Origin of the sequence: Sinimarinibacterium flocculans (assembly GCF_003201205.1) — a bacterium.
GTDB lineage: Bacteria > Pseudomonadota > Gammaproteobacteria > Nevskiales > Nevskiaceae > Solimonas > Solimonas flocculans.
Genome location: NZ_QICN01000001.1, coordinates 399,699 through 426,304 on the forward strand (window position 1 = coordinate 399,699; position 26,606 = coordinate 426,304).

General features: G+C 66.4%; 23 protein-coding genes and 1 pseudogene. 11 read left to right on the plus strand and 13 right to left on the minus strand.

The genetic code is table 11. From position 1 onward, the window contains the following. Nucleotides 1-30 precede the first annotated feature (30 nt). The 4 genes from C8D93_RS01765 (at nucleotide 31) to C8D93_RS01780 (ending at nucleotide 3,734) form a co-directional block, all read left to right on the plus strand. Nucleotides 31-1,059: an aldo/keto reductase gene (locus C8D93_RS01765; RefSeq protein WP_110263434.1), complete on the plus strand. Its 1,029-nt coding sequence runs from the start codon at nucleotides 31-33 to the stop codon at nucleotides 1,057-1,059. A gap of 106 nt (nucleotides 1,060-1,165) precedes the next feature. Beyond that, entirely contained in the window at nucleotides 1,166-2,002 is an 837-nt protein-coding gene (locus C8D93_RS01770) for an SDR family NAD(P)-dependent oxidoreductase (protein ID WP_170123852.1), read from the plus strand. After that, nucleotides 1,999-2,457, plus strand: a complete 459-nt coding sequence (locus C8D93_RS01775) for a nuclear transport factor 2 family protein (RefSeq protein ID WP_110263436.1) — start codon at nucleotides 1,999-2,001, stop codon at nucleotides 2,455-2,457. Before C8D93_RS01770 ends, C8D93_RS01775 begins: the two co-directional genes overlap by 4 nt. Then, entirely contained in the window at nucleotides 2,457-3,734 is a 1,278-nt protein-coding gene (locus C8D93_RS01780; RefSeq protein ID WP_110263437.1) for a hypothetical protein, read from the plus strand. Before C8D93_RS01775 ends, C8D93_RS01780 begins: the two co-directional genes overlap by 1 nt. A gap of 34 nt (nucleotides 3,735-3,768) precedes the next feature. On the opposite strand, the gene C8D93_RS01785 is transcribed toward C8D93_RS01780, so the two are convergent. From C8D93_RS01785 to C8D93_RS01805, 5 genes are read right to left on the minus strand one after another with little or no spacing between them, the layout of a single operon-like run. Next, a complete protein-coding gene (locus tag C8D93_RS01785; RefSeq protein WP_110263438.1) occupies nucleotides 3,769-4,479 on the minus strand; it encodes a TetR/AcrR family transcriptional regulator in 711 nt (236 codons plus the stop codon). A gap of 52 nt (nucleotides 4,480-4,531) precedes the next feature. Next, the gene (locus C8D93_RS01790) at nucleotides 4,532-6,118 is read right to left on the minus strand and encodes an AMP-binding protein (RefSeq protein WP_110263439.1); all 1,587 of its coding nucleotides are present in this window, start codon (nucleotides 6,116-6,118) and stop codon (nucleotides 4,532-4,534) included. A 36-nt stretch (nucleotides 6,119-6,154) separates the two neighbouring features. After that, nucleotides 6,155-7,066 (minus strand): alpha/beta hydrolase, encoded by a 912-nt coding sequence (locus tag C8D93_RS01795; protein ID WP_110263440.1) that lies wholly within the window; start codon nucleotides 7,064-7,066, stop codon nucleotides 6,155-6,157. A 3-nt stretch (nucleotides 7,067-7,069) separates the two neighbouring features. Further along, entirely contained in the window at nucleotides 7,070-7,462 is a 393-nt protein-coding gene (locus tag C8D93_RS01800) for a metal-sulfur cluster assembly factor (RefSeq protein WP_110263441.1), read from the minus strand. Then, complete coding sequence (locus C8D93_RS01805; RefSeq protein ID WP_110263442.1) at nucleotides 7,459-8,550, minus strand: amidohydrolase family protein; 1,092 nt, start codon at nucleotides 8,548-8,550, stop codon at nucleotides 7,459-7,461. Before C8D93_RS01805 ends, C8D93_RS01800 begins: the two co-directional genes overlap by 4 nt. A 274-nt stretch (nucleotides 8,551-8,824) precedes the next feature. On the opposite strand from C8D93_RS01805, the gene C8D93_RS01810 reads away from it, so the two are divergent. Further along, nucleotides 8,825-9,436 (plus strand): YciI family protein, encoded by a 612-nt coding sequence (locus C8D93_RS01810; RefSeq protein WP_110263443.1) that lies wholly within the window; start codon nucleotides 8,825-8,827, stop codon nucleotides 9,434-9,436. Nucleotides 9,437-9,640: 204 nt separating this feature from the next. Further along, nucleotides 9,641-12,085, plus strand: a complete 2,445-nt coding sequence (locus tag C8D93_RS01815; protein ID WP_110263444.1) for a TonB-dependent receptor — start codon at nucleotides 9,641-9,643, stop codon at nucleotides 12,083-12,085. Between the two features lie 45 nt (nucleotides 12,086-12,130). Here the strand turns inward: C8D93_RS01815 and C8D93_RS01820 are convergent, their stop codons facing one another. The 3 genes and pseudogenes from C8D93_RS01820 to C8D93_RS01830 form a co-directional block, all read right to left on the minus strand. Further along, nucleotides 12,131-12,736 (minus strand): TetR/AcrR family transcriptional regulator, encoded by a 606-nt coding sequence (locus tag C8D93_RS01820; RefSeq protein ID WP_146216480.1) that lies wholly within the window; start codon nucleotides 12,734-12,736, stop codon nucleotides 12,131-12,133. Between the two features lie 97 nt (nucleotides 12,737-12,833). After that, nucleotides 12,834-13,154: a 2Fe-2S iron-sulfur cluster-binding protein gene (locus C8D93_RS01825; RefSeq protein WP_110263446.1), complete on the minus strand. Its 321-nt coding sequence runs from the start codon at nucleotides 13,152-13,154 to the stop codon at nucleotides 12,834-12,836. 398 nt (nucleotides 13,155-13,552) lie between these two features. Next, nucleotides 13,553-14,737, minus strand: a pseudogene (locus C8D93_RS01830) (cytochrome P450); the annotation flags it as partial. A 240-nt stretch (nucleotides 14,738-14,977) separates the two neighbouring features. Between C8D93_RS01830 and vapB the strand changes: the two are divergent. The 4 genes from vapB to C8D93_RS01850 all read left to right on the plus strand — a co-directional run bounded on the left by vapB (nucleotide 14,978) and on the right by C8D93_RS01850 (nucleotide 19,485). Continuing rightward, nucleotides 14,978-15,208: a type II toxin-antitoxin system VapB family antitoxin gene (vapB, locus tag C8D93_RS01835; protein ID WP_110263448.1), complete on the plus strand. Its 231-nt coding sequence runs from the start codon at nucleotides 14,978-14,980 to the stop codon at nucleotides 15,206-15,208. Beyond that, complete coding sequence (vapC, locus tag C8D93_RS01840; protein ID WP_110263449.1) at nucleotides 15,208-15,609, plus strand: type II toxin-antitoxin system tRNA(fMet)-specific endonuclease VapC; 402 nt, start codon at nucleotides 15,208-15,210, stop codon at nucleotides 15,607-15,609. Before vapB ends, vapC begins: the two co-directional genes overlap by 1 nt. Nucleotides 15,610-15,658: 49 nt before the next feature. Next, nucleotides 15,659-17,266 carry a GMC family oxidoreductase gene (locus C8D93_RS01845; RefSeq protein ID WP_110263450.1) on the plus strand — a complete coding sequence of 536 codons (1,608 nt, stop codon included), beginning with the start codon at nucleotides 15,659-15,661 and terminating at the stop codon, nucleotides 17,264-17,266. Nucleotides 17,267-17,445: 179 nt separating this feature from the next. Further along, nucleotides 17,446-19,485 (plus strand): ATP-binding protein, encoded by a 2,040-nt coding sequence (locus C8D93_RS01850; RefSeq protein ID WP_110263451.1) that lies wholly within the window; start codon nucleotides 17,446-17,448, stop codon nucleotides 19,483-19,485. Between the two features lie 185 nt (nucleotides 19,486-19,670). On the opposite strand, the gene C8D93_RS01855 is transcribed toward C8D93_RS01850, so the two are convergent. The 4 genes from C8D93_RS01855 to C8D93_RS01870 form a co-directional block, all read right to left on the minus strand. Beyond that, nucleotides 19,671-20,414: a sulfotransferase family protein gene (locus tag C8D93_RS01855; protein WP_110263452.1), complete on the minus strand. Its 744-nt coding sequence runs from the start codon at nucleotides 20,412-20,414 to the stop codon at nucleotides 19,671-19,673. Between the two features lie 207 nt (nucleotides 20,415-20,621). Next, nucleotides 20,622-21,404 (minus strand): tyrosine-protein phosphatase, encoded by a 783-nt coding sequence (locus C8D93_RS01860; protein ID WP_110263453.1) that lies wholly within the window; start codon nucleotides 21,402-21,404, stop codon nucleotides 20,622-20,624. A gap of 120 nt (nucleotides 21,405-21,524) precedes the next feature. Beyond that, nucleotides 21,525-23,732, minus strand: a complete 2,208-nt coding sequence (locus tag C8D93_RS01865) for a molybdopterin-containing oxidoreductase family protein (RefSeq protein WP_110263454.1) — start codon at nucleotides 23,730-23,732, stop codon at nucleotides 21,525-21,527. Between the two features lie 12 nt (nucleotides 23,733-23,744). After that, nucleotides 23,745-24,803: an aldo/keto reductase gene (locus tag C8D93_RS01870; RefSeq protein ID WP_110263455.1), complete on the minus strand. Its 1,059-nt coding sequence runs from the start codon at nucleotides 24,801-24,803 to the stop codon at nucleotides 23,745-23,747. Nucleotides 24,804-25,098: 295 nt separating this feature from the next. Here C8D93_RS01870 and C8D93_RS01875 point away from each other — a divergent pair, with 295 nt between their 5' ends. Beyond that, nucleotides 25,099-25,389 (plus strand): DUF1330 domain-containing protein, encoded by a 291-nt coding sequence (locus tag C8D93_RS01875; protein ID WP_110263456.1) that lies wholly within the window; start codon nucleotides 25,099-25,101, stop codon nucleotides 25,387-25,389. A 93-nt stretch (nucleotides 25,390-25,482) separates the two neighbouring features. Here C8D93_RS01875 and C8D93_RS01880 read toward each other — a convergent pair whose 3' ends face one another. After that, nucleotides 25,483-26,559 carry a phosphotransferase gene (locus tag C8D93_RS01880; RefSeq protein WP_110263457.1) on the minus strand — a complete coding sequence of 359 codons (1,077 nt, stop codon included), beginning with the start codon at nucleotides 26,557-26,559 and terminating at the stop codon, nucleotides 25,483-25,485. Nucleotides 26,560-26,606: the final 47 nt, after the last annotated feature.

The following is a 26,606-nucleotide window of genomic DNA, read 5'->3' on the forward strand; positions in this document are numbered from 1 at the left end:
CGCGCGGGAGAGGGGAGGGCTGACCTGCCGATGCAATACACCGTCCTCGGCAGCACCGGCCTCGTTGTTTCGCGCCTCGGCTTCGGCGCGCTGACCTTCAGTGGCGGCAACACCAGCCTGCCGTCGGTCTACAAGGTCGGTGCGAAGCTCGCGGACGAGCTGGTCGGGCGTGCGCTCGATACCGGCGTCAATTTCTTCGACACCGCTGACGTTTATGCGGACGGCGAATCGGAAGCGCTGCTCGGCGCGGCGCTCAAGCCGCATCGCGAGAAGGTGGTCATCACCACCAAGGTCGGCAATCGCGGCAGTCGCGAACTGCTGCATGCCGGCTTGTCCAAACGCCACATCCTGTGGTCAGTCGATCAAAGCCTGAAGCGCCTCGGCACCGACTGGATCGACTTCTACGTCGCTCATCGCGAAGACCCGTATACCCCTCTGGAGGAAACGCTGGAGGCGTTCGACACGGTGGTGCGTGCCGGAAAGGTCCGCTACATCGGGTTCTCCAACTGGTCCGCATGGACCGCCGCTGCGGCGCTGGAGATTCAGAAGGCCAACGGCCTCGCGCGCTTCACCCATGGGCAGATGTACTACTCCCTGCTCGGGCGCGACGTCGAGCGCGACGTGCTGCCGATGATGCGCCGCTACGGCCTGGGCCTGACCGTCTGGAGCCCGCTGGCCTACGGCTTTCTGTCGGGCGCATACACGCGTGCGGACCTGGCGAAGCCGGACAATCGCTTCTCGAACTTCGACATGTTGCGCTTCGACCGCGACAAGGGTTTCGCACTGCTCGAATTGATGCGCGGCATTGCGCAGCGGCACGGCAGCAGTGTGGCCCGCGTCGCCATTGCCTGGGTGCTGGCGCGACCGAGCGTCGACAGCGTGCTGATCGGTGCGACCAAGCTCGACCAGCTCGACGACAACCTCGGCGCCGTCGATCTGCGCTTGAGCGTGGAAGATCTGGCCGCACTCGATGCGGCGAGCGCGATCACGCCGATCTACCCGAGCTCGGACTGGACCGTCCCGGACGCGCGCACCGCGCGCAGTCTCGCCCGGCCGTGATCGGCAATCGCTGTTGACTGCGCGGGCACGACCCGGCCAGGCATCGACGCAGGTGCAGGCGGCGTCGATAGAGTCGAACACCGGCCTTCGAGCGAGGGGAGTGCGCATGGAGTATCAGGACAAGACGGTCGTCGTCACCGGCGCGGGTTCCGGCCTTGGCGCGGCGATCGCCGATGCGTTCGCAGCCGCAGGCGCGAGGCTGGCGCTTCTCGACATCGACGCCGAACGGGCTCACGCGAAGGCGGCCGATCTGGCTGAACGGGGCACCGAGGCGATCGCGATCGGCGTCGATGTTGCCGACAAGGCGTCGGTTGCGGCGGCGGCACAGGCCGTGGCATCGCGTTTCGGCGGTTGCGACGTGCTCTGCGCCAATGTCGGCGTGCAGCAGTTCGGCGCCGTCGACAAGCTCAGCGACGAGGACTGGACCTGGGTGCTGTCGGTGAACGTGCGCGGCGTCATCGACACGGTCTCGGCCTTTCTGCCACTGCTGCGGCATCGTGAGGGCCTGCGCCACATCGTCCTGACCGCCTCGTCGAGCTATTTCACGCCGGGTGTGCGCATGGCCGCCTATGTCACCAGCAAGTACGCCGTCGTCGGCTACGGCGAAGTCCTGCGGATGGAGCTGGCCGAAGAGGACATCAACGTCGCGCTGCTGTTCCCGGCCGGCATGGCGACGCGTCACCTGGAAAGCAGCGTCAGGGCCCGGCCAGCGGCGCTCGGGCCGTCGCGGCTCGACCGCGACGACATCCGCGCGATGATGGCCAGCGCGAAGATGTCGCCCGAGAAGGACGTCGCGACGCCCGAACATGCCGTGCGCAACCTGCTCGCCGATCTGCGCGCGCGCCAGCCCTACATCATCACGCACGGCGGCTATCGCGATCAGATCGAGGCGCGCAATGCGCGCATGCTCGAAGCCTTCGCGCACATGGAGGCGCGGCCATGAACGACGTCACCGCCCTGCGCGAGATCGAGGCACTCAAGCAACTGAAGGCGCGCTACTGCCGCCTGCTCGACGCCAAGGACTGGAGCGCGTGGCGCGAACTGTTCTCCGACGATTTCGTCAGCGACACGACGCCCTCCGGCGGCAAGTACATCGAGGGTGCGGACGACTTCGTTGCCTTCGTTCGCCGTATGCTCGGGTCGACGCGCCGCGTCACCGTGCATCAGGTCCATGCGCCGGAACTGGAACTGATTTCGGAATCGGCCGCGCGAGGCATCTGGGCGCTGCACGATATCGTCCGTCTGCTTCCGGGGCTGACCATGGACGGCTACGGTCACTATCACGAGACCTACGAGAAGCACGACGGGCAGTGGCGTTTCAAGTCGTCGACGCTGACGCGCCTGCGCGCGGACCTGAAGACGCCGATCCTGAGTATCCGCCTGCCGATGCGGCGATGATGGCGGCGGTCTGGGCCTGCGGCGACACCTTCGGCATCCCGATTCCCGCCGATCCGGCTGCGCTGCGTGAAGGCGGAACGGACTTTCTGACCCGCGTGATGCACGCCGCCGGTACGCTGGCGGCGGACAATCGCGTCACCGCGATCACGCGCTGCGACGACGTGCGCGGCGGCAGTACCGGGCGCAAGCTGCTGCTGTCGGTCGACTATGCGCGTGCCGAGGCCCGCTCGCCACGCGAACTGTTCGTGAAGTTCTCTCGCGACCTCGACGATCCCATCCGCGATCTTGGGCGCACGCAGATGCAGGGCGAGGTGCGCTTTGCGCTGCTGTCGCGGGCGCCGGACTTCCCGATCGCCGTGCCGGCCTGTGCGTTCGCCGACTACGCGTCCGTGAGCGGCACCGGCATCCTGATCACCGAGCGCATCGGCTTCGGCCGGGGCGGTGTCGAGCCGCAGTACGAGAAATGCCGTGACGAGGAACTGCCCGAGCCGATCGAACACTACCGCGCCATTCTCACGGCTATGGCGCGGCTGGCCGCCGCCGACCGGACAGGACGGCTGCCGGGCGACATCGGCATGCAGTTTCCATTCGAGTTCGATCGCCTGAGCGTCGGCGAGCGGGCGCCACGCACGTCTCAGCAGTTGCGCAACCGCGTCGCCCGCTATGGGACATTCGCTGCGAAACATCCGTGGCTGCTGCCGGACAACCTCCGCACAGCGGACTTCATCGCGCGCCTTGGCGACGAAGTGGCGCGCGTGGCCGAGCGCAGGGATGCGATCCGTCACGAGCTGATGTCCACGCCGGAGCACGTCGCGCTCTGTCATTGGAACGCCAATGTCGACAACGCCTGGTTCTGGCGCGAGTCCGGTGCCTTGCGCTGCGGCCTGATGGACTGGGGCTGCGTTGCCCGGATGAACGTGGCGATGGCCCTGTGGGGCGCGCTCAGTGCGGCATCGACCGATCTGTGGAACCACCACGCCGATGCGCTGCTCGCGCACTTCACGGACGAGTTCTCTGCGGCCGGAGCGGCAGCGCCCGATCCGCGCAGGCTCGAGCGCCAGCTCGTGCTCTATGCCTGCCTGATGGGCATCACCTGGCTGCTCGACGCGCCGGCCTACATCGAACGCGAGGTGCCACAGCTCGCATCGGTGGAGAGCCGCCTCGACCCACGGTTGCGCGACAGCGAGACGGCGCGCGTGCAACTGCAGATGCTGACCAACGTGCTCGGCCTGTTTGCACGGCATGACATCACGCGTCTGCTCGGCGAGACGTGCTGAAGCGCCGGCATCGCCGGCATCGCCGGCGGCGCCGTCAGGCGGGGGCCGCGGTGCGTCGTTTGCGCGACGCTGGCGAATCGCGTTCGCGGCGCCGATGCGCACCCGGGAGCTTGTCGTACTGCGACAGGTGGTGGTCCCACGCAGCCTTGATCTCCTGGACGTCGCCGGTGGTCAGCAGGTCGAGCATGACGCCGCGCATCATGGCGACGAACAGGCGCGCGTGGATGCGGGCCTCCGCAGGGCGCAGTCCCATCCGCCGGAAGATGTCACCGATCGGCTCCAGCCAGGCGACGACGAGCGTGTCCAGCAGGCCGGTGGCATGCGCGCGGCCTTGCAGGGCGTGCCCGTAGATCTCGACGAACAGACGGAACGCGCTTTCCTGCTGCGGGTCGCGGAGCCGCTCCCAGCCGAGGTCCAGCAACTCCAGCGGCGACCTGTCCTGCTCCTCGCGGAGCGACAGCAGCCAGTCCTGCTGCTCGCGCTCGATCTCGGCCACGACGGCCATCAGGAGATCTTCCTTGGTGCCGAAGTGATAGATCAGCAGGCGGTGGCTGGTGCCGAGCTGCTCGGCGAGCTGGCGCAGCGTCACATCGCCCACGCCGTGCTCGCGCAGATAGTGCATGGTGCCGGCGAGCAGTCGCTGCTTGGTCTCCGCGCGCGGGCCGGGCATGAAGCCGGCGCCCTGGGCCTGTGCACGCCGCGGCCGGCGCTGTGCCGAGGTGCTCCGCTTGTCCCCGCCCTTCATTGACGACCCTGCCGGAATCCAGGCGGCACTCTAGCAGGCACGACACGGGCGATCACGCCTGCGGATCGGTCAGCATCGCGCGCAGATCCTTCTTCAGTATCTTGCCGAGCAGGCCGGTGGGCAGCCGCTCGATGAAGCGGATCTCGTGCGGACGCTTGAAGGCCGACAGCTTGTCCTCGCAGCAGGCCCGGATGGCCGCTTCCAGCTCCGCGCCCGGCCGATCCGCGACGACGAAGGCCACCGGCAGCTCGTCGCGCATGTCGTCCGGCTTGCCGACCACGGCACATTCGACGACGCCGGGGACGGTCGCGATCACCGTTTCGATCTCGATGGCCGCGACGTTCTCGCCGCCGACCTTGAGCATGTCCTTGGTGCGGCCGACGAAGAACAGCTCGCCCTGCGGCCGTGCCACCACTTCGTCGCCGGTCTCGAACCAGCCGTCGTCGTCGAAGGCCGCGGCCGTGGCCTCGGGGTCGTGCAGGTATTCGTGGAACAGCGAGAGTCCCGGCACGCCGCGGACGTAGAGCCGGCCAGGCTCGTCCGGGCCGGCCTCGCTGCCGTCGTCGCGCCGCACCGAGATCTCGTATTCCGGCCGCGGCCGTCCCATGGCGCCTTCGGGGCCGGCGAAGCCCTGCTCGGTGCTGATGCAGGCGGAAACGGTCTCGGTCATGCCGTACCACCCCGTGGTCCGTATGCCCCAGCGCTCGCGCACCATGGCCAGATCGCCGGCGAAGGTCCAGACACGATAGTCGTGGGCCGGGGGATCGGGCTGGGTGAGCAGGGCGCGGATCGGAAACGGCGACATGCTTGCCCAGGTGCAGCGCTGGCGGACCGAGATCTCCCAGAACCGCGATGCCGAGAAGCGGGGCGTGAGCACCGCGGACGCCCCGGCCCACAGCGTGGACAGCATCGAGTAGGCGAGCGCATTGGTGTGGAACAGCGGAAAGTGGACGATGCCGCGATCCTCCGCGGTCAGCTCGAGGATCGACGCCAGCGTGCGTGCGGCCCACAAGGCATTGCCCTGCGTCCACACGACGCCCTTGGGACGCGACGTGGTGCCGGACGTGAACTGCACGCTGTTGGGTGCCAGCGGGTCGGGCGGCCGTGCCGGTGCGTCCTGCGGGTTGCCGCGCAGGCGGGCCAGCGGAACCAGGTCTGCGGCCGGCGGTGAGTCGGGCGCCTGACCGCTGTCGGTCGCGCCAACGGCGATCCAGCGGAAGGCGTGGGGCAGACCCGTCAGCAGGCTCGCGAACTTCGGTTGCGTGACCGCCACCGTGGCGCCGCTGTGTCGGGCGAAGTAGGCCAGCTCGTCCGCGGTCGAGTGCGTGTTGGTGGTGACGGCGATGGCGCCCAGACGCGCACAGGCATGCCAGAGGAACAGGAACTCCGGGCAGTTGTCCATGTGCACGAGCACGAAGGTCCCGGGTGCCACGCCCATTGCCGCCAGCCCGGCAGCGTAGGCGCGTGTCTCTTCGGCGAACTGCGCGTAGGTCCAGGTCCGGCCCGTTGCGTCGAAGGGTTCCCAGATCAGGTACGGACGCTCGCCGCGGGATGCGGCCTGGGCGTCGACCAGCCAGGGCAGGTTGCGGCCCGTGAACGCGTGGACGGCCGGTGCGCGCAGCGCGGTGGGGGCGGGCATGTCAGCAACCCCCACCGGCGATCGAGGGTTCGCGGCTCATTTCGCCCGGACCTCGGCCAGCAGGTCCTTGAGCAGGCCGAAGAACGTCATCAATGCCTGCTGTCCGGGAAAGTGGTGGACCATGCCGTCGATGCGCGCGTGCCGGACCGCGACCCCGGCCTCGCGCAGCCGCTCCGCATAGCGCTCGCCTTCGTCCCGCACCGGATCGTTCTCGATGGTCACGACGACCGCCGGCGGCATGCCGCCGAGATCGGGGGCAAGCAGCGGCGAGATGCCGGGATCGGTCCTCGGGACGCCGGGGGCGTATTGCTCGTAGGCCCAGACCAGTTGGCGCCGGGTCAGCACGTAGCCCTCTTCGAACGTCTTGACCGACGGACACGACAGGCTGGCATCGGTCAGCGGTGCGAACAGCAGCTGGAACGCGAACGTCGGCGTACCGCGGTCGCGTGCGCGCAGGGCCAGCGCGGCAGCGATGTTGCCGCCGCTGCTCTCCCCGGCAACGCCGATGCAGTCGGGCAGGGCGCCGATCTCCCTGGCATGCGCGAAGGTCCACTGCGCCGCGGCGTCGGCGTCGTCGAGGGGCGCCGGGTACTGCGCCTCCGGCGACAGGCGCTGGTCCACCGAGACGACGATGCATCCGGTCATCTTCGCGGCGATCCGGCGCAGGGGGTCCATCTGTTCGAGTGTCGTGCGTGTGAAGGACCCGCCGCGAATCCAGACGATCGCCGGGAACGGTCCCGGGCCTTCGGGCGTGTAGATGCGCAGCGTCAGCGGCTGTCCGCTGCCGCCCTTGATGAGCGTGTCCTCGACCTTGCCGATCGGCAGCGGGTCGGCGGGCTTCATCAGACGGGCGGCAGCGTCACGGAATTCCTGGACCGTGGCATCGGGCGGCTGGGGAATGCTTTCCATGGCCTTGAGGAAAGCGGCGGCATCGGGATGAAGGGGCATGGCTCAGTCCTCGCTCAGGATGGCGATGCGCTCCTGCCACTGGCGTCGGCGCACCGGGAAGGCGGCGCGCGAACGTTCGCGCGCGCCGGAAAGAACGCGCCGGCCCTCGTCGGTGAGGTCGGCTTCGCTCCAGGTGGATTCGCGGTCGATCTCGACCGTCACCGCCGTCACGCCGTCGACCCGGCGCACCCGCTCCTCGATGCCCTGCATGAGGCTGCCGATCATCGTGCACCACGGTGAGGTCGCACGCAGGCGCACGCGCACCGAGCCCGGCGGCTCGATCCGGATGCCGGTGATCAGGCCCATGTCGACGACGCTCATCGCCGCGTTGGCCTGCACGCTGCAGGGGTCGTAGACATCGGCGAGCGCCGCCTCGATCTGTGCGTGCCCGATCATGCCGCCGCTCCGAGTCGGTTCTCGCGCAGATAGCGGCGCCAGTTGGAGTAGGGTTCCTGCAGGCCGGTGCGACGCCGCTCCTCGGCGAACTCGTCGTCGGCGATCGCGTGTTTGGCCTTGGCGACGTCCAGTCCGATCAGGCGAGCGAAGTTGCCGCCGAGAATCAGCGCCTTGTCCTCGTCGGTGATCTGCCCGATGCCGAACGACTCCAGCGTCGACGGCTTGAACTGGAAGCTGCGGATCTTCTCGACGATGGGGTGCGAGTGCAGCACCATGTTCCCGGACGAGAAGATGACCTTCTGCGGACCCGCCCAGGCCAGGAAGTTGGCCATCATCTCCTCGAACTGTCCGGGTGCCTTGGTGCAGAACGCCGAGGTGCACTCGAGGTTGGCGTAGATGTTGGGCATGGACGCCATCTGCGCCAGCGTCTCGTCCATGAACGACCAGCCGGCGTGGACGATCTCGAACGAGAGGTCCGGGAAGGCGTCGGCCGCACCGCCGACGTCGTCGACGCGAAACGGGTTCAGGGGCACCGGGCCGAGCGGCGCGGCCTTGTGGATCGCCACGACCTTGATGCCGCGGTCCCGTGCGGCACGGAACAGCGGGAAGGCGAGCTTGTTGTCGTCCATCCGCCAGGACCGCAGCGGATCGACCTGTGCGGGGTAGAGCTTCAGGCCGACGGCCTGCGGCAGTTCGTCAAGCTGCTCGTGGAGTTCGCGCAGGCAGGTCTTGAGTCCCAGGGTCGGGTCCACGCCGACATAGGCGAAGAAGCGCTGCGGCCAGCGGCGCAGGGCCTCGACCGTCTTGTAACGCGCACACAGGCCGTCCTTGAAGTAGGAGTCGAGGCGCAGCGTATGCGTGACCGCGAGGTCGACGTTGCTCTCGAGAAACAGCGTGCGGGCAAGAATCTCCACCGGCCAGTCGGTGCACTGGTCGGCCGCGCTCAGGCCCAGCCCGGGCTGCCACGTCTCGTGCAGCCCGCAGAGCTGCGCCCGCAGCAGTTGTGCGTAGCGATGGTCGTGGGTATTGGCGTCGCTCAGGTCGTACGCATGCGCAACGGCGTCGATGATGAGTTGATCGCTGGTCATGACGGCGGCTTCTCCTCCAGCCTGGTTCGGTGTTGTGGCGCGATGCAGCGGACCGCTCGCCGGAGACGGCAGATCCGTCCGCCGGCGTCCCTCGATCCGCGCACCGCTCCGCGATGACGACGGGGTTCACATCTCACGCGGTTCATCGGTCCGTGAAGCTTCGACTCTGGACTTTTGTTCCAAGTGGTGAAAATAATGTACCAAGTGGTGAAGTCGTAATGCAAGACGGACCTCGCCGCTCGGGAACCCGGCAACGAACAAAGGAGGAGAGCCCATGTGGTGTATTGCGATCTGCGACGATGCTCCGGGCGCGGCAGCCGAACGCGCGCGCCTGTTCGAGGCACACGTCACCCACAACGTCGCGCACATCGCGGCGACGCTGTTCGCGGCGCCGCTGGCGAACGCGGACGGCGCGACGGGAATCGGCGACGACCCGAACCTGCGCGGTTCGGTCTACTGCCTCGACGTGGCCGACCTTGCGGCCGCGCGCCGGATCATGGAATCCGACCCCTTCGCCGCCGGCGTGTGGGGCGCCATCGCGTACTACGAGTGGCAGGCGCCGACCGGTGCCTGGCTCGATCCGCAGCAGCGTCCGGAGGGCCTGAGCGCCGACTACCGCTGCTATCTCGCGGTGGCCCGATCGCCGCTCGAGGTGCGCGACGCGCTGGTGCTCGGCGCAGTCCGACCCGTGGAGGCGGCAACCGCATCGGGCGATCCGCTGGCGTGTGCGGCCCTGCTGCGCGCCGACAGCCTCGATCAGGCGCGACGGCAGGCTGCCGGCGCTGAGTGGGTGGCGGCGGCCCCGGTGGCGATCGGTCGCTGGGTGCGTATCGCCTCGGTGGCCGACGTCGTGCGCACGCGGCAGAAGGCGCAGGCAAGACCGTAACGGACGACGGTGGAGAGAGGCGAGAGGGCGGGAGCACGCGGAGGCCGCATGGCGCGGTTCACCGGTACCCGGCATGGGACCGGGTCGCGCATCGCGAGGTCCGCGCTAGTCCGGCAATCTCGACGCTTCTGCCACCGTCTCGGACGCGATGTGAGCCCCTGAGCCGTCGCGAAAATACTGATTCGGCGCAGAAGGAGGAGACCGATGCGCTGGCCGACCAGCAAAGAAGCGCTGTACATCACTCTGGTGATCGCCTGCCTGCATCCCGCAGCGCGGGCCCAGGACGACCTCGACGCCCTGCTCGGCGGCGACACCGCGGCTGCACGGCCGGCCGAGGTACGTAACGATGCCGAGCCGTCGGCGGCGGAGGAACCGCAGGCACTCGACACCATCGCGGTCGGAAGCGGGCAGGAGATGCCGGCCGAAGCGGTGGCCGCGGGCCGTCGTCCGTCGAGCCGCCTGGTGGAGGAGATCGTCGTGACCGCGCAGAAGCGCGAGGAGAACCTGCAGGACGTTCCGGTCAGCGTCGCGGCGTTTTCCGGCGACCAGCTCCAGGCACTGGGCGTCGACAATCCCAAGGATCTCGGCAACGTCACGCCGGGCTTCGTGACCAACGACAGCCTCGGCTTCGCCGCGTACAGCATCCGCGGGGTCGGCAGCGACATCTTCGTGCCGTCGGCAGACACCGGCGTCGCCACCTACGTCGACGGCATCTATCAGCCGCTGCCCATCGGCCTGGCAACGGACTTCGGCAGGCTCGAACGCATCGAGGTGCTGAAGGGGCCGCAGGGCACGCTATACGGCCGCAATACCGTGGGCGGCGCGGTGAACATCATCACCCGCAAGCCCGCGGAGCAACTGGAGGTCTACGTCCGCGGCGAGCGCGCGAGCTTCGACACGACCAGGCTCAAGGTCTACGTCAGCGGACCGCTGTATTCCGACGTGGTGTCGGCGGGCATCTCGGCGATCCGCAACCGCTCGCAGACCTATTATCGGCCGACTCCCGAATCGGTGATCCAGGGCTTTGCCGACGACGTCACCGAGGGCGTCAACCCGCGCGTGATGCTGCGGCTGGGCGACGATCTGGACCTGACGCTCAGCGCCATGTACGTGAAGCTGACCGGGCCGAGCGTGATGCTCGGGACGCTCGATCCGTGGCCGGCCTACGATCTGCTGATGGCCGACCAGGGCGACTACGAGGTCAGCCGCGATTCGGTGGAGGATCACTGGCAGAACGAGAACCTGCTCGGCTATCTCGAACTGAACTGGCGACTGCCGATGTTCGGCGTCAAGCTGCTCGCCAGCCACCAGGATCAGGAGCAGCGCCAGCCGATCGGTGCGCTGGACTACGACCAGTCCGAGCTGCCGCTGGCGACGGCGCGTCAGGACCCGGCGTTCGGCAAGGTCGATACGGTGGAGTTGCAGTTGTCGTCGACACCGGGAGGCTGGCTCGCGGAGGACTTCGTCTGGACCGCCGGCCTGTACTACTACCACGCGGTCACCGGCATCGACCCGATGTATCTGGCCGCTGCTCCGTTGCAGACCGACCGCCTGCCCCTGATCGGTGCACTGCCGCTGCCGCCGATCGGCGTCACCCTGGCCAGCCACGGCATTCTGGCGACGGATGCACTGGCGGGCTTCGGCCAGATGACCTGGCATGCGCTGGACTGGTTGAGCCTGACGCTGGGTGCCCGGTATCAGGTCGAGGATCGCGGCTTGACGCGCGCCGACTCCAATCTCGTCAATCCCGATGGCTCGGAGGCGCGGATCGACAACTATCCGCTGGACAGCGTCACCACGCGTCGCTTCTCGCCGAAGGTTTCCCTGGAGTTCCGCCCGTTCGGCGGCGACACGCTGCTTTATGCCTCCTTTCAGCAGGCGACGAAGAGCGGAACGTTCAATGTCGTGAACTTCAGTGCGCCGCCGAGCGCGGTCCGGCCGCAGGATGTGACGGCCTACGAGGCCGGCCTCAAGGGCACGCTCCTCGATGGCGGCCTGCGTTACGACCTCGCGGTCTACCACTACGAGATCGACGACTTCCAGGCGCAGTACGTGTCCGTGAGCAGCGGCGGCGCCCTGAACCTCTACAACGCACTGTCTGCCTACTCGCGAGGGGCGGAGGGCAATCTCGTCTGGCAGGTGTTTCCCGAGTGGAATCCGGGTTTCGCCCTGAGCGGCGGCGTCGCGTTCATGGACGCGCACTTCGACGAGTTTCCCAACGGCTCCGGCTACGACGAGCAGACCGGCCTGTTCTTCGGCGAGCGTGCCCTGGCCGGGCCGCTCGCCCCGCCGCAGGACTTCACCGGCAACGAGATGACCGCGTCGCCGGAGCTGACCGCGACGCTCGGCGTCAACCAGCTGCTTCAGGCGCCGGGCGGCGAGATCGAAATCGGCGTGCAGGCCTCGTACAACTCGGGCTTCTTCTTCGACGTGCAGAACATGCAGCGTGCCTCGCAGCCGGAGTATTGCCTGATCGGCGCGCGTCTGAGCTACCTGTTCGAACGATGGCAGCTGCGCGCCACGCTGTCGGGTCAGAACCTGACGGACGAGCTGTACTACCGCTCGCGCTTCACCTTCGACTTCGGGACCGCAAGCCAGGTCGCGCCACCGCGTTCGCTGGCGTTCAGTCTGGAGTGGGATTTCCAGTGACCGGCATCGGCCGCCGTCACGGCCCGTCTGCGCAGGCTACGCAGCCTAGCGGCGGCGCTTCCTGGTCAGCACGCCCTTTTCCAAGAACGCCGCGAACTCGCGCGCGAAGCGCCGTGCGAGGTCTTCCGGATCGCTGTCCGGCAGGCGGCTGAGCATGACCAGCGTCGAGGTCATGCCGAGGAAGATGTAGCTGATGACGTCGATGTCGAGATCGGCCCGCGCTTCGCCGGCGGCCTGCATGCGCTCCAGCGACTGCCGGATCAGGCGGTTGATCGGGTGTTGGGGCGACAGGTCGCGGCCGGCCATCGCGTCGCTGATCAGCAGGCTGGCGGCGTCGCGGTTCTGCAGGATCAGGCGCGTGGCGTTGAGCAGCACTTCGTCGGGATCGGCCACCGCTTCCTTCTGGATCGACTCCAGCAGGCGCACGGTGATCCAGTCCTTGGCCTCGCGCAGCAGGTGGTCGCGATGCTCGAAGTGCTGGTAGGCGACGCCGCGGCTGACGTTCGCCAGCTCCGCGGCGTCCTTCAGCGAGACGCCGTCCGGACCCTTCTGCGCGAGGATTTCGACGGTCGCCTGCAGCAGCCGCTCGCGCGTCAGCGCGGGGTTGCGGATGCGGGGTTTGCGCGCGATCGCTGCTTTTGTTTCGGTCATTGCGACCACTTTATTCGAGTCGTCGCGCCCAGGTGCGCTCCTGCAAACCAGAACCTGTAGGAGCGCACCCGGGCGCGACGAAGCCGGCAACCAACCCTCAGAACTGCGACGCCGGCATTCGTACGACCAGACCGTCCAGCTCCGCCTTGACGGTGATCTGGCAGGAGAGGCGGCTGTTGCTCTCGGTGTTCATCACGCCATCGAGCATGATTTCTTCCGTCTCGTTGCGCGCATCGACCTTGTCGGCCCACGCCGGGTCGACGTAGCAGTGACAGGTTGCGCAGGAGCAGGCGCCGCCGCAGTCGCCGATGATGCCGGGCACCAGGTTCTCCGTGGCGGCCTGCATGACGGTCTTGCCGGCCTCGGCATCGATGACGTGCTCTTTGCCGTTGTGTTCGATGAAGTGGATCTTCGGCATGGTGATTACGCCTTGGTCGCAGTGAAAGGATAGGAACCCATGAAGCCGGCCTTGGCCTTGCCGGTGATCGTGTTGCCGCTCAGTTCGCCCTTGAACTCGACCTTCATCTTCATCGGCTTGGTGATGTGGTTGCACCAGTAGATCGCGTTGCCGTCCTTCTTGAAATCGGCGATCGGCGAGGTCGAACCCTGTCCGGTCTGCGCACCGGTGATCTTGTCGCCGCTGCGTTCGAGCACCAGCGTCGCCGGCTGTGGGCCGGTCGGCCCCTTCACGACGACGTTCCAGGTGCCTTCCAACGTCACTTCCGCCGATGCCGCTGCGGCAGGTGCCGGCGCCGGCGCCGGTTCGGCGGCCTTGGGCACGCTGTAGGTTGCGTTCTTCGGCTTGGAGCCGATCCACGCCGGCAGGCTGTCCCAGCCGCGTACCGACGACGTCGACGACAGCACCGCGTGATCGAGGTCCACCTCCCAGTCCGGGAAGCGCTTGAGAATCTCCTCCAGCGCGACACGGCCTTCGAGGCGCGCCAGCGGCGCACCGATGCAGACGTGGATGCCCTGACCGAAGGTCATGTGGGGGCGCGCCTCGCGATGGATGTTGAAGGTGTCGCCGTTGACGAAGCGGCGCTCGTCGCGATTGCCGGCGGCGACGAGCAGCATCATCACCGCGCCCTTGGGCACTTTCTTGCCGTGCAGCTCGATGTCGCGCATCACCTCACGGGCGAGGAACGGCCCGGGCGGTTCGAAGCGCAGCACTTCCTCGACCGTCTGCGGCACGAGGGCGAGGTTTTTCGCGACGTCGCGGCGCTGGTCGGGGTGCTCGGACAACGTCTTGCCCATCCAGCCGATCAGGCGGTTGGTGGTCTCGTTGCCGGCACCGGCGATGACGTTGACGATGTTGGTGATCTCGTCGCGCGTGAGCCTGCGGGTTTCGCCGGTCGGGTCCTTGAACTCGGCCTGCAGCAGCTCCGTCATCATGTCGTCCGACGGGTTCTTCTCGCGCCAGGCGATGTACTCGTCGAAGCCCGACAGCGCCTCATCCTGCAGCTTCTTGTTGTGCTCGATATCGAGCGGCTTGCCGGCCTCGGTGCGGATGCGGTCGTCCACCGACTGGCGGATCGCCTCCTGATCCTTCTCGGGAATGCCGAGCAGCATGCTGACGGCGCGCATCGGCATTTCTGCGCCGAGGTTGGTGATGAAGTCGAAGCGGTCGCCGCCGACCAGCGGATCGAGGCTGCGCGCACACAGCTTGCGGATGTCCGCCTCGACGGCGGCCATGCGCTTGGGCGTGATGATGCGCTGCATCAGCGCGCGATAGGCGGTGTGCTTGGGCGGGTCCTGGTGGATGAACACCGAGTCCGGCATCACCGACTTGGCCTTGATGAACTCGAGGATGTCGCCGTGGCGCGAGCTGAACAGTTCCTTGTCGCGCAGCGTGGATTCGATGTCGGCGAAGTGGCTCACCGCGTAGAAGTCGTGCTCTTCGTTGTAGTACAGCGGCGCTTCTTCGCGGAGCCGCTTGTACGTCGGATAGGGATTCTTGGTGAGCTCGGTGTTGTACGGATCCCAGGAAAGCTCTGTGCTCATGTCTCCACCTTCGGCGTGTCGTTTGGATGTGCGCTGGATCGGATCGCAGCGGTACCGGCATCCGGCATCGCGGCGGCGTGCATGTCGGGCGCTAATGTACACGCATGTGCATTAAGCTGCAAAGACCTCATCGCGCCGAAATCAGTCGGGCACTCAGAGGCACCCGATTCACGTATATGTCATTGACATATCCATCGGCCTCTCTATCATCGAAGCGTATATCCCATGTGGACATGTCAGATGGAGCAGGGCGCAGTTTTCAAGAGCAATCGCAGTCAGGCCATCCGGTTGCCGAAAGCGGCGGCGCTGCCCGAGGACGTGAAGCGCGTGGATGTCGTGTCCATCGGGCGCACGCGCGTCATCGCCCCGGCCGGAGAGGCATGGGACAGCTGGTTTGATGGTGCCGGCGTCAGCGCCGATTTCATGGCAGAGCGAGAGCAAGCGGCGGAGCAGGAGCGCGAGACGCTTTGATGCTGCGCTACATGCTCGATACGAACCTGTGCATTGGCGTCGTCCGGGACAAGCCGACGGCAGCGCGTGCCGCGTTCAAGCGTCACCACGCGCAGATGTGCATCAGCTCGATCACCGTGATGGAGCTGTTGTACGGGGTGGAGCGGTCCGCGCAGCCGGAACGAAATCTGGAGGAAGTGGAGGGCTTCATCGCGCGGCTGGAGGTCTTGGACTACGACACACCGGCGGCAGCCCATACGGCCCAGATTCGGGCAGAACTCAGAAAGGCGGGCATGCAGATCGGCCCCTACGACCAGATGATCGCTGGCCATGCACGGTCGCGCGGACTGGTGGTGGTCACCAACAACATGCGCGAGTTTCAGCGCGTTGCCGGCCTTCGCTGCGAAGACTGGCTTGCATGATCGGTATGCACGTTTTCACGGCTCCCACCCGGCTGCCGTTGAGTTCCACATGAAAGACCTCGGCAGCTACGACTACGTCATCCTCGGCGCCGGCACTGCCGGCTGCGTGCTCGCCAACCGGCTGTCGCAGGACCCGAGCAAGTCCGTGCTGCTGCTCGAAGCCGGCGGCAAGGACGACTGGATCTGGATACACATCCCGGTCGGCTATCTCTACTGCATCGGCAATCCGCGCACCGACTGGTGCTACCGCACGCAGGACGAACCGGGCCTGGGTGGACGCAACATCCTCTATGCGCGAGGGCGCGTGCTTGGCGGCAGCTCGTCGATCAACGCGATGATCTACATGCGCGGCCAGCAGCGCGACTACGACGAATGGGCGCGCTTAAGCGGCGACGACTCGTGGCGCTGGGAGCAGGTGCTGCCGGTCTTCAAGCGCAGCGAGGACCACTGGCGCGGCGGCGACGACTACCACGGCAGCGGCGGCGAACTGCGGGTCGAGCAGCAGCGCCTGCGCTGGGACGTCCTCGACCGCTTTGCCGAAGCCGCCGAGCAGGCCGGCATCCCGCGCACCGACGATTTCAACACCGGCAACAACGAAGGATCGGGCAAGTTCGAGGTCACGCAGCGTCGCGGCTGGCGCTGGAGCGCATCGCGCGCCTTCCTGCAGCCCGCGCGCAAGCGTCCGAACCTGCGCGTCGTCACCGGTGCGCTCATCGATAAGCTGCGCTTCGACGGCACGGGCGTCAGCGGCGTCGAGTTCACGCTGAACGGCGAGCCGCATCGTGCCGGTGCGCGTCTCGAAACCGTGATGGCGGCCGGTGCCATCGGCACGCCGGCGATCCTGCAACGCTCCGGCATCGGCGATGCGCGCAAGCTCGCCGATCTAGGCATCACGCCGGTGCTCGACCTTCCCGGCGTGGGTGCCAACCTGCAGGACCATCTGCAACTGCGCTCGATCTACAAGGTGAGCGGCATCCGCACGCTCAACCAGGTTGCTAATCACTGGTTCGGCAAGACGATGATGGGACTCGAGTACGCTTGGCGCCGGGGCGGCCCGCTGAGCATGGCGCCGAGTCAGCTCGGTGTGTTCACGAAGTCGGACGCTTCACGGCAAACGCCGAATCTCGAATACCACGTGCAGCCGCTGTCGCTCGACAAGTTCGGCGACCCGCTGCATCGATTTCCCGCCTTCACCGCCAGCGTCTGTAACCTGCGCCCGACCTCGCGCGGCAGCGTCGACATCGTCTCGCGCGATCCCGCCGATGCGCCGCGCATCTGCCCGCGCTACCTGTCCACCGACGAAGACCGCAGGATCGCCGCCGACGCCCTCAAGCTGACCCGCCGCATCGCCGCGATGCCCGCGCTCGCCCCCTACCAGCCGGACGAATATCTGCCCGGACCGGACTACCAGACCGACGAAGCACTCGCGACTGCCGCGGGTCTCATCGGCACGACCATCTTTCACCCCGTGGGCACCTGCAAGATGGGCAAGACCGATGACGCCAGCGCCGTCGTCGACACGCACCTGCGCGTCCGCGGCATTGACGGCCTGCGCATCGTCGACGCCTCGATCATGCCCACCATCACCTCGGGCAACACCAACGCGCCGGTGGTGATGATTGCGGAGAAGGCGGCGGAGATGATTCGATCCGGCTGACTTCCGGAGGAGTTGACCGGGGTCGCCGATCAGCCCGATGCAGTCCTTCGATGGCTTCGAGTCAATGGCTCAGACCGGCCAGGAGCGGACATAATTCTCTCTGTTTGGCATATGGCTCATGCTTTGAGCCACCCTCCGCACCAAGATGATCAGCCCTTTACTGATTGAGAGGACCGCCCATGACAATGAATACCAATCTACGGGGCCGGCTCCGCAACACCTCACTTCCGGCAAACCAAGGCCTCCTTCCAGTCTTCGAGGCAGTGGTCAATTCGATCCAGGCAATAGAAGCTGCCGACGGCTTGGGCGATCCCACGATCACTGTCGAAGTTCATCGCTCTCCGCAGACGGAGATCGTGTTGGGCGACGGTCGTGGAAAAAGGGGGGCTCCACCCAGTGAGCCTATCGTGGGTTTCACGGTCATCGACGAAGGCATAGGATTTGATGACGAGAATTTTCGGTCGTTCGAGACCCTGGACACCGATTTCAAAGCGTCAAAAGGATGTCGCGGCGTCGGCCGTCTGCTCTGGCTCAAGGCATTTGCATCCGTCGCGGTTACAAGCACGTATGTTGACTCACCGGGAGTCCTTCTCACGCGCACCTTGACGTTCGATATACAGAGGGGCGTGGTAGCTCAGCCGCCCACCAAGGCTGGTCTAGGGGCGACACGAAAGACCAAAGTGATGCTCCAGTCGTTTAAGGAGGAGTTCCGAGACCGAGCAGCGAAGACCGGTCATCGAATCGCCGCGGAGCTGTTTGAGCACTGCATCTGGTACTTTGTGCGCGCGGGCGGAGCCCCTCGCATCTTGGTGCGAGATGGAGAGGAGATCATTGCGCTCGAAGAGATCTACAACGAATACATGGTCTCGTCGGCGTCGATGGAGAAGCTAACCCTTAAGGATCAGAACTTTGAGATAACCCATCTGCGCCTTAAAGCTAGTTTGGCCAAAGAAGCTTTCATTGCTTGGGGGGCTGCGGGCCGGGTTGTTCAAACAGAAGGGATTGCAGCAAAGATTCCCGGCCTTCATGGGCGCCTCCGGGATGGTGACACTGAATTCTTGTACGCCGCCTATGTAACGTCCGACTACCTTGATCAGGCTGTGCGGGCAGAACGAACAGCATTCGATGTCAGGAATGATTTATTTCACGACCAGAAGATCAGCATGACTGAGCTTCGGGATGCAGTCCTGGCTGCCTCCCGAAAGCAGCTAAAGCATTTTCTAGAGGCTAGTCAGAGAGCCAGTCGCGAACGCGTTACGACATTTGTTGACACGAGGGCGCCCCGATATCGCCCCGTGCTCGACCGGATGGATCCCGACAAACTCAGCATCAATCCTGACATCTCGGACCGCGACCTCGATCTACTTCTGCACAAAGAACTTGCGGTCATCGAAGGGGAGGTTCTATCAGAAGGCCACTCCATCATGGAAGTTGGAGATAACGAGACGGTCGCTAAATATCGAGAGCGCCTCGCTAACTATTTGAAGCGAGTAGACGACATAAAGAAGTCTGACCTTGCGAACTACGTCTTTCATCGCAAAGTCGTGCTGGACCTGCTCGATAAGGCCATCCAGAAGGGTCCCGACGGCAAGTACGCACGTGAAGAGGTAATACACGAACTCATCATCCCTCTCAGGAGGACATCCAATGAGGTTCATCCTGACGGAGCCAATCTCTGGCTTATCGACGAGCGCTTGGCATTTCACAATTTTCTAGCATCCGACAGAACGCTCGACTCGATGCCCATTACTGGAGCCACAGACCGCTCCGAGCCGGATATTTGCGCACTTAATGTTTACGATGAACCCCTGCTCATCGCTGAAGGCGCAAAGCTCCCTCTGGCGTCTCTAGTCATCATCGAGATCAAGCGTCCCATGAGGAATGACGCCGGCAGCGGAGAGAACAAAGATCCTATTGAGCAAGCCCTCGGCTATCTTGAGCGGATCAGGGCTGGCGGAGCGCAGACCTCCACTGGCCGCCTTATTCCGCAATCAAGAGACATCCCCGGCTTTTGCTACATCATCTGCGATCTAACCCCGTCCGTAGAGAAGCGATGCAAGCAGGCCTCGCTCAGGGTTACCAGCGATAAGCAGGGCTACTTTGGATACAACGAAAATTACAAGGCCTATATCGAAGTGCTTTCATTCGACAAGCTTGTGAACGCGGCTCGCGAGCGTAATCGGGCCTTTTTCGACAAGTTGGGGCTCCCAAACAACTAGGCAGCCAATCCCAACCCCCAGATCGATCAATGCTTAACCCTCGGCATGAGCGCGGGCACCCCCTCAGGGAGAAGCGAGTCTCTAAGCGTCAGAACTCGCTGATCTAACAAACATTCGGCTAGCTGTCCGCTCGGGGTCGGTCTGAGTCGATGGACCTCGCGCCTGAGAAGGACCGCTACTGGCACCTAGCTCCCCATCATTCGGCTAACACCGTAGATGAAGCCAGCCGCGGCTGCGGCACCGATCGCGAGAATCGCGTACGCACCTCCGACCAATTCCCGCTTGATCTTCTGAAACTCCGCACGGCTGTTGACGTTAGGGAACGGCGTTTCGGGGACCGGCAGGCCGAGAAACGCACATAGTGGTCCCCAGCCCTGATCGACCGTGAACACGAGCAGTCGATCCGGCGGGACCTCCGCCTTGATCGTTTCGATGTGTCGCTCGTAGTAGGCAATCGCGCGTTCGCGGTTTTCCATCGTGTTCTGGTGGCCGCGCTGCCAGATGAGTTTCTCGGCCATGGTGCCGAACTTGCGGCCGAAAGGCGTCAGTGCCTTGAGCACCTTGAACTGCCAGGCGCTCTGCGTGAAGTAGATCGTATCCATCGTGCTGTCGTACCAGGCGTCTGCGCCCTCGGGGTGCAGGGTGAGGATGATCTTGGCGTCGGGATAGGTCGCCAGCAGCTCGCGCCAGACGACGCACGCGGGGTTGTCGACCGCGGCGGTGTAGCGCGAGAAGACCTGTTCCCAGTCGTGCTGCTTGCCGGCCCCGGCCTTGGCGACCCTGAGCCAGAAATCGAGATGGGTCTTGTTGGCCTTGTTCCGCAGGACCTCGAACATGTGGTAGCACGGATAGCCCAGTTGATTGAGCGCCGTGTACAGGGATTCGGTGCCGGTGCGGCCGAAGCCGACACCGATGATCTTGAGTGGCATGTGTCCCCCGCTGGCGATGTGCGCATGAGCCGGATGCGCGAATGGAGCGTAGCAGGGCGGTGGCGCAGGCGGCGATTCGATTGCGACGCTGGCCAACCCGCTTCGCGGGCCCTCTCCCTGGCCCTCTCCCGCTTGCGGGAGAGGGAACATACGTTGCGAGTGCCTGGCGGACGGCGGGGGGCTGAGCGTTCGTGCGCGGCGGGCGTATCAAACGTCTTCGAGCAACTGCGCGCGCATTTGCTGTTCGAGCGGCGGCGTGAGGCCGCAGGTACGCAGGTATCCGGTGATGGAGCCGTGATCCTGGTCGATCCGGTCGAAGGCGGCGTCCAGATACTCCGCTTCGACATCGGCCAGCACGCGCACCATCTGCCGGGCGGCGGCGTCACCAACGACTTCGCGCAGACGCTCGGCGATGCGTGAGGCCATCGCGTCGATCGCGAGGTGCTCGCGGGTGGCGAGGTAATGGGCGTGAATCTGTTCGCGGTCGACGCCGAGCGCGTGCTGGATGCAGGCGCAGATGAAGCCGGTGCGGTCCTTGCCGGCGGAGCAGTGGATCAGTGCAGGCAGCTCGTCGTTGGCCAGTCGCTCGAACAATTGCGGGAGCAGCGGCGCGGCGGCGGCGGGCAGCGCCTCGTAGGTCGCGATCAGCATGCGGCGCACGCCGGCGGGCGTCGGATCTTCGATCAGCATGCGACGCAGGTCGACGTGGCCGGAGCGCACGTCGAGCAGGCCGGCGACGAGCCATTCGGTCTGCAGGTCTTCGGGCCACTGGCTCGGGCGCGCTGTGCGTTCGAATTCGCTGCGCAGGTCGCAGACCAAGCGGATGCCGAGGGCACGGAGCCTGTCGTGGTCGGCGGCGTTCAGTGCCGAGAGATCGCCGGAGCGGAAGATGCGGCCGCTGCGGATGCGGCGGCCGTCGGCGGTTGGCGTGCCGCCGAGGTCGCGGAAGACCTTGAGGCCGGAGGGTGGGGTGGTGGCGCTGGCGGTCATCAATGGCGCTGAAGTGTCATCCCGAGCGTGGCGAGGGATCTGATTTTGCGGCGTGCGCGTGGCCCGGGTGCGAGATTCTTCGCTGCGCTCAGAATGACAGTGGATTGGCGGACGCGAGTTCTATGATGGAGAAGTTCTTCGCTGTACCCAAAATGACAGGGGCGGAGATCCGGCGAGCTTGTGCAGGCGCAGGTTGACCGGCACACCCGAGAAGCGCGGCATGAAATTGATCGGTTCCAGGTCGCGCTGTAACGAGGTGAGCTGGCCGGTGTGGCTGCCGCGCTGGGCATGCGGGTCGGTCGCCGGTGCGAGCGAGCCGTACAGGTGCGTCATCGAGACGACACCGCGACGCAGGCCGGGATCGGCGCGCGCGATGCCGAGGATGCGGCCGTGCTCGGATGCGATCTCGATCGTGGCGCCGTCGGCGATGCCTTCGTCGGCCATGTTGTCCGCGTTCATCCACGCCCAGTTGACCGGATGGCGCCTGAGCGTTCGCGGCGCGTCCCGGTAGGCGCTGTTCATGGCTTCGAGGATACGGCGGCAGCTCAATTGGTATTGGTAGCGCGTGTCCGGCGTCTCCCGCAGCAAGGCTTGCAGCTCCGCAGCGATGTCCGGCGGGCAGAGCTGCAGGCGTGCGCCGTTGTCGGCGGCGGGCTGGACGAACTCCGCCTCGAACTGAGGACGCACGCCCTCGGGGTGATTGCGCAGCGTCTCGAAGGGCGCGCGGCTGTTCTCGCACAGATGACGGATCATCGTCTCCGCATCGGGTGGCTGGTCCGTGCCGAGGTCGAGCCCCCCGGGCAGCGCGGCGTAGTCGCTGCCGTAGCTCCAGTACTTGAGCGTGAGTCCGATGCCCATGCGTGCGGCCACGCCCCAGAAGAAGAACCAGTCGTCGATCGTGTCACCCGGCCGGGGCAGCGCCGGCCGCGCGTACTGCGCGAAGGCCTCGGGGTAGAGCCCGTCGCCGGCGATGCTGAGGTCGTGGCGCTCGAAGGGCTGCGTGGTCGCGATCACGTAATGCGCATGCTGCGCGGTCTCGTTCATGCGCGCGTCCAGGCAGACCAGCAGCTCCAGGTCCTCGAAGGCGGGCACGGCCTGCGCCGGGTCGCCGAGCGCCGGCAGCGGATTGCCGCCGAAGACGATCAGCGCGCGGATGCGATCCGGGCCCGGCGTCAGGATCTCGCGCGGCAGCAGTGCGGTCGGCAACTCGCCGAACAGCGGACCGATGTCGGCGCTGCGGCATTTGGGGCCGCGCTCCCAGCTGCGCGTCGGCGGCACGACGGTCTCATGGAACTTACGTGGCCTGAGCGTGCCCGGATTGCGTACGCGATCGCCCGCGCGCCGGTAACCGCCGACCAGCGCGTTGACGGCCTCGATCATGTGGTCGTTGAGGTTCGAGTGCGCGGACATCGACGGGCCCGTGCCGCTGCCGACGAAGGGCCGTTGCGCCTCGCCGAGCCAGCGGGCGAGGGTCTCGATCTGCTCGACCGGAATGCCGGCGCGTTCGGCCGCGAACGCCGGTGTGAATGGCGCGACGGCCGCACGCAGCTCGTCGAGCTGTGCGACGAAGCGAGCGCAGAACGCCCGGTTGTACGTGGCGTCGCGCAGCAGGATATGCGCGACCGCGGCAAACAGCGCCGCGTCGTGGCCGGGCAGCGGCTGGATGAGCAGGTCGGCATGGCGCGCCGTCTCGGTACGGCGCGGATCGACGACGACGATGCGTGCGCCGCGCGCCTTTGCCGCGGCGAGTGACTTCCCCGGTGCGCCGCTGTCGCCGGCGGCGAACGGATAGGTCTGGTGGCTGACCAGCGGGTTGTTGCCGACGATGACGGCGAGATCGATGTCGCGCGTGCTCGGCTTGCCGCTGGCCATCACGCCCATGCGGCCCATCGTCACCCATTTGGCCGACTGGTCGATGGTCATCGTCGAAAAGAAGTTCGGCGTGCCGATCCGCGCCGCCAGTGCGCGCTCCAGCAGGCCGCCGAGCGTGCTGCGATAGGCGCCGGTGCCGTGGTAGAACGCGACCGCCCGCGGTCCGTGCGTCGCGATCAGGTCCGCGAGCCTTGCGGCGATTTCGTCGAGCGCGCGTGCCGCAGCGATCGGAACATGGCCGCCGTCATCCGCGCGCTTCAGGCTCTGAAGCAGGCGCGGCTCATCGCCGTTGTGGAAGTCGGCGGCCGCGCGACCTTTCGCGCACATGTAACCGCCGTAGGGCGAGACGCTGCCGTCGCCGCTGACGGCAACGATGCGGCCGTCTTCCACGGTCAGGTCCATCGCGCACAGCGCGCTGCAGTTGCGGCAGAAGGACTTGTGCTGCTGCTGCGCCATGCGCTGAATCGCTCAGTGCCGGTCGAGGCGGATGTTGCCGAACATCGGTCCCATCGCCGGCGAGTTCAGCAGGCTGTGCGGAAAGCCGGGGTCGATGCGGCTGACGGCATCGAGGGTCTGCCGCTGCGCATCGGTGAAGTCCAGTTCGAGCGCGCCGAGGTTGTCTTCGAGCTGTTCGAGCGTGCGTACACCGAGGATCGGGGAGGTCACCGCCGGGTGCAGCAGCGTCCAGGCGAGCGCGACCTGGGAGGCGCTGCGGTCCATCTGCTTGGCCACGTCGATCACCGCTTCAGCCATCGCCAGAGTGCGCTCGGACAGCCGTCCGGTGGCGAGGTTGATGTCCTTGCGCGAGTCGAGCTTGCTGCGGTCCACGGCGGTGCCGAGGTCTTGCGCGCGATACTTGCCGCTGAGCACGCCGCCGGCCAGCGGCGACCACGGCAGCACCCCCATGCCCATCTCGCGCGCCATCGGCAGCAGCTCGCGCTCGACGGTGCGTTCGGTGAGGTTGTAGGGCAGCTGCAGCGCGGCAAACGGTGTCCAGCCGCGCAGCGCCGCGACCGCCTGCATGCGTGACGCCTGCCAGGCCGGCGTGTCGGACAGGCCGGTGTAGAGAATCTTGCCGGCGCGCACCAGATCGTCGAAGGCGCGCAGGATTTCCTCCACCGGCGTGACGCCGTCCCACATGTGCAGATACAGCAGGTCGATGTAGTCGGTGCGCAGCCGTCGCAGGCTGTCCTCGACGGCCTGCACCATGCTCTTGCGGTGGTTGCCGGTGGCATTCGGGTCGCCCGGCGAGGTTGTCAGGCTGTACTTGGTCGCGATGACGAAGCGATCGCGGCGGCCCTGCACGAGACGTCCGACCGCGCGTTCCGATTCGCCGCCCGCGTAGAAATTGGCGGTGTCCAGATGATTGCCGCCGTGTTCGGCATAGGCGTCGACGATGTTCCGCGCCTCGGCCTCGGCGGTGCCCCAGGCCTGCGCGACGCCGAAGCTCATCGTGCCGAGCGCGAGGGGTGACACGCGCAGGCCGGAGCGGCCGAGCAGGCGGTAGCGGTCGAGGGCGAGGGTCATCTGGTGGTGCTCCGGGGTTCGGTCAGAGATGCCCCTCTCCCGTATGCGGGAGAGGGTGCCCGAAGGGCGGGAGAGGGCGGCGCGCAGCGCCGTGGGGAAGCGGGCAAGAATCCGCTTCGCGGCCCTCTCCCCCGCCCCTCTCCCGCAAGCGGGCGAGGGGAAGAGAAGAGGGTAAGCCGATGAAGAATGAAGGCGCAGGCGTCTGCCTATCGGTGCGTGGATCCTCCAGCCGACCACTTGAGCCACACGATCGGGTGCCGCGAGAATTCGGCGATCTCCGAGGACAACGACTGACATGCCCGCCTACATCATCTTCCTGCGCGAAGGCGCCGTTCGCGACGCCGAGGCGCTGGCGACGTATCGCAACTCGAACCGCGATGCGCCGCGCGATCCGAAACTGCAGCCGCTCGTGGTCTACGGCGCGCTCGAGGCGCTGGAGGGCAAGGCGCCGGATGGCGTCGTCGTGTTGCAGTTTCCGAGCGTCGCCGATGCGAAGGCCTGGTACGACAGTCCGGGCTACCAGGCGGCGATTCCGCATCGGCAGCGTGCGGCGGACTATCGGGCGTTCATCGTCGAAGGCTTGTAGCGATCGTACGACCCTTGTGGGAGCGCCTTCAGGCGCGACGCTGTTGCGCCACGTACAGATCGCGCCTGAAGGCGCTCCTACGATTGGCATGACTCAGGGCCTCGTGAGGTCATCAAGCGCGTCCGCCGTATCGAGCTCAACGAAGGCGCTCGCGTAACGCTGCACCAGCGCACGCGAGATGGCCGGTGGCTGCCAGCCGTCGGTGCCGAGCGTCGACAGCCAGATCGCCAGGCCATAGGCCGGCGACGCGCGGTAGTGCAGCCACGCAGCCTCCGACGACGGGCGCTGCTCCGGGTGGATGTCGAGTGCGGTGCGCCAGGCCTCGATGAGGTCGCGTTCGCTGCGGCGGCGGTCGACCTGCGTCAGCGCACCGACGAGAAAGTAGCCGACGTCCTGCGACCAGCCGCCGCGCCGCACGACCTGCCAGTCGAGGAAACCAACGCGGTCGTCGGGCAGCACATAGGTGTTGCCGATGTGCGCGTCGCCGTGCAGCAGCGTGACTGGCTCGTGCGCCAGCGTGCCGACGTAGCGTGCCCACAGGTCGACGATCGTGTCGCCATCGACCGCGCGCAGCGTTTCCGGCAGCAGCCCGGCCGCGCGCTCCAGGCCGACAGGCACACGCTTGCGCAAGCCCACCTGCCAGCCCTCGGTCGGCGCCCAGGTCTGCACCCAGGCGAGCGACGGCTGCGATTCGGCTGAGAAGTTCCAGTAGCGGCTGTGAAGCCGTGCGAGACCGCTCACGCCGTTGGCGACCTGCTCGACGGACAGCGGTCGCGTCGCGTCGCGCGGATCGGCGTCGCGCGCCGCGAGGTCTTCCATCACCAGCAGGAAGTTGCCGCCCTCGCGATCCACGACCGCCTCGTATACGAGCGGATGATCGACAGGTAGCGTGATGTTGTCGGCGAACAGCTGCGCCTCGTTGAACAGATTGCCGTTGCGTAGATGCACTGCGCGGTGCGCCGGGTCGTTGGACTTGATGAACAGCGTTGCCGGCCCGGTGCCACGCTCGTAGCTCAGACCGATGCGCGCACGACGATTGGTGCCGTCGTCGCACCAGAGCACATCGGCCTTCGCGACGCGCGACTGCGGATGCCAGCGGGCGATGGCCGCCGTCGCCCACTCCGGCGTGAGCGTGTCCCAGGACTGCGGAATACGGGGATGCACGCTCATGCCGCACACCTGCGTGCAGCACGCTGACGAGCGGCCTGCAGCCGTGC